Source organism: Trichococcus shcherbakoviae, from assembly GCF_963666195.1.
In the GTDB taxonomy this organism is placed as follows: Bacteria; Bacillota; Bacilli; order Lactobacillales; family Aerococcaceae; genus Trichococcus; species Trichococcus shcherbakoviae.
Window position 1 is genome coordinate 1,702,501 of sequence record NZ_OY762653.1, and the last position, 2,500, is coordinate 1,705,000.

A 2,500-nucleotide genomic window follows, 5' to 3' on the forward strand; every position below is an offset into this window, starting at 1 on the left:
AAGCAGCCATCATTTAAAGAGTGCGTAATAGCTCACTAGTCGAGTGACCCTGCGCCGAAAATTTACCGGGGCTAAACAGATCACCGAAGCTGTGGATGGAACCTTCGGGTTCCGTGGTAGGAGAGCGTTCTAAGGGCATCGAAGCCAGATCGTGAGGACTGGTGGAGCGCTTAGAAGTGAGAATGCCGGTATGAGTAGCGCAAGACGGGTGAGAATCCCGTCCACCGAATAACTAAGGTTTCCTGGGGAAGGCTCGTCCTCCCAGGGTTAGTCGGGACCTAAGCTGAGGCCGATAGGCGTAGGCGATGGACAACAGGTTGATATTCCTGTACCAGTTGCTTTTGTTTGAGCGATGGAGGGACGCAGGAGGCTAAGGAATGCACACGATCGGAAATGTGTGTCCAAGCAGCAAGTCTGAGAACGAGTGAAATGCTTTTTCTCTCAAGGACAAGCTGTGATGGGGAGCGAAATTTAGTAGCGAAGTTCCTGATGTCACACTGCCAAGAAAAGCTTCTAGTGAGAAAGTAACTGCCCGTACCGCAAACCGACACAGGTAGTTGAGGAGAGAATCCTAAGGTGTGCGAGAGAACTCTCGTTAAGGAACTCGGCAAAATGACCCCGTAACTTCGGGAGAAGGGGTGCTGACCGCAAGGTCAGCCGCAGTGAATAGGCCCAAGCGACTGTTTATCAAAAACACAGGTCTCTGCAAAATCGAAAGATGACGTATAGGGGCTGACGCCTGCCCGGTGCTGGAAGGTTAAGAGGAGAGGTTAGCGCAAGCGAAGCTTTGAATTGAAGCCCCAGTAAACGGCGGCCGTAACTATAACGGTCCTAAGGTAGCGAAATTCCTTGTCGGGTAAGTTCCGACCCGCACGAAAGGCGTAACGATTTGGGCACTGTCTCAACGAGAGACTCGGTGAAATTATAGTACCAGTGAAGATGCTGGTTACCCGCGACAGGACGGAAAGACCCCATGGAGCTTTACTGCAGTTTGATATTGCGTGTTTGTATCACATGTACAGGATAGGTAGGAGCCAATGATACCGGGACGCCAGTCTCGGAGGAGGCAACGGTGGGATACTACCCTTGTGATATGACCACTCTAACCCGCTGCTCTTAGCGAGCAGGGAGACAGTGTCAGACGGGCAGTTTGACTGGGGCGGTCGCCTCCAAAAATGTAACGGAGGCGCCCAAAGGTTCCCTCAGAATGGTTGGAAATCATTCGTAGAGTGTAAAGGCAGAAGGGAGCTTGACTGCGAGACCTACAAGTCGAGCAGGGACGAAAGTCGGGCTTAGTGATCCGGTGGTTCCGCATGGAAGGGCCATCGCTCAACGGATAAAAGCTACCCTGGGGATAACAGGCTTATCTCCCCCAAGAGTTCACATCGACGGGGAGGTTTGGCACCTCGATGTCGGCTCATCGCATCCTGGGGCTGTAGTCGGTCCCAAGGGTTGGGCTGTTCGCCCATTAAAGCGGTACGCGAGCTGGGTTCAGAACGTCGTGAGACAGTTCGGTCCCTATCCGTCGCGGGCGTTGGAAATTTGAGAGGAGCTGTCCTTAGTACGAGAGGACCGGGATGGACACACCGCTGGTGTACCAGTTGTTCTGCCAAGAGCATCGCTGGGTAGCTATGTGTGGACGGGATAAACGCTGAAAGCATCTAAGCGTGAAGCCCCCCTCAAGATGAGATTTCCCATCACTTTAAGTGAGTAAGACCCCTGAGAGATGATCAGGTAGATAGGTTGGGAGTGGAAGTACAGCGATGTATGGAGCGGACCAATACTAATCGGTCGAGGACTTAACCAATTTTTAAAAGAAGAAAACTCAAGCGGTGTTTTCGGGTTCCCTTTAATTTTGTAGATTCAGTTTTGAGAGAACAACGTTCTCCAATTAAAAATGTGCGGTGACGATGGCAAGAAGGTCACACCTGTTCCCATCTCGAACACAGAAGTTAAGCTTCTTAGCGCCGATTGTAGTGAAGGGTTTCCCTTTGTGAGAGTAGGACGTTGCCGCGCTTTTTTTTGTTTGCAGATTTATTCCGCAATAGCTCAGTTGGTAGTAGCGCATGACTGTTAATCATGATGTCGTAGGTTCGAGTCCTACTTGCGGAGTTTTTATCAAAATCAATAGTTGCCGCCTTAGCTCAGCAGGTAGAGCGCCACCATGGTAAGGTGGAGGTCGTCGGTTCGAACCCGACAGGTGGCTTATATTAAGCAGTGCTTGCTTATGAAAGCAGGCTATTTTTATCTTCTTTTTGGATGATCAAAATGGACTTTTATAAAAAATGAAAAACTTTATAAAAGGTATTGCAATCTCATTATTGAGATGGTATTATATAAAAGTTGCTGAACGTGTTCTTGAAAAAATGTTTCAAAAAAACATTGACTCGGCGGGCGTTTGGTGGTATTATATAGTAGTTGTCTCGCGTTAAGTTGATTTATTATTTTAAAATAATTGTTGACAAGCGTTAGCGGATGAGATATAATATAAAAGTTGTCA

At 48.7% G+C, this 2,500-nt stretch carries 2 tRNA genes and 2 rRNA genes (1 of these 4 cut by a window edge); all 4 read left to right on the forward strand.

Annotation, left to right across the window (positions count from 1 at the left end):
* Positions 1-1,807: ribosomal RNA gene (locus ACKPBX_RS08135) — 23S ribosomal RNA — on the forward strand; it begins 1,107 nt to the left of the window's first position.
* Between the two features lie 93 nt (positions 1,808-1,900).
* Positions 1,901-2,016: ribosomal RNA gene (gene rrf / locus ACKPBX_RS08140) — 5S ribosomal RNA — on the forward strand.
* A 22-nt stretch (positions 2,017-2,038) separates the two neighbouring features.
* A tRNA-Asn gene (locus ACKPBX_RS08145) sits at positions 2,039-2,112 on the forward strand.
* A gap of 21 nt (positions 2,113-2,133) precedes the next feature.
* A tRNA-Thr gene (locus ACKPBX_RS08150) sits at positions 2,134-2,206 on the forward strand.
* The last annotated feature ends 294 nt before the right edge of the window (positions 2,207-2,500 follow it).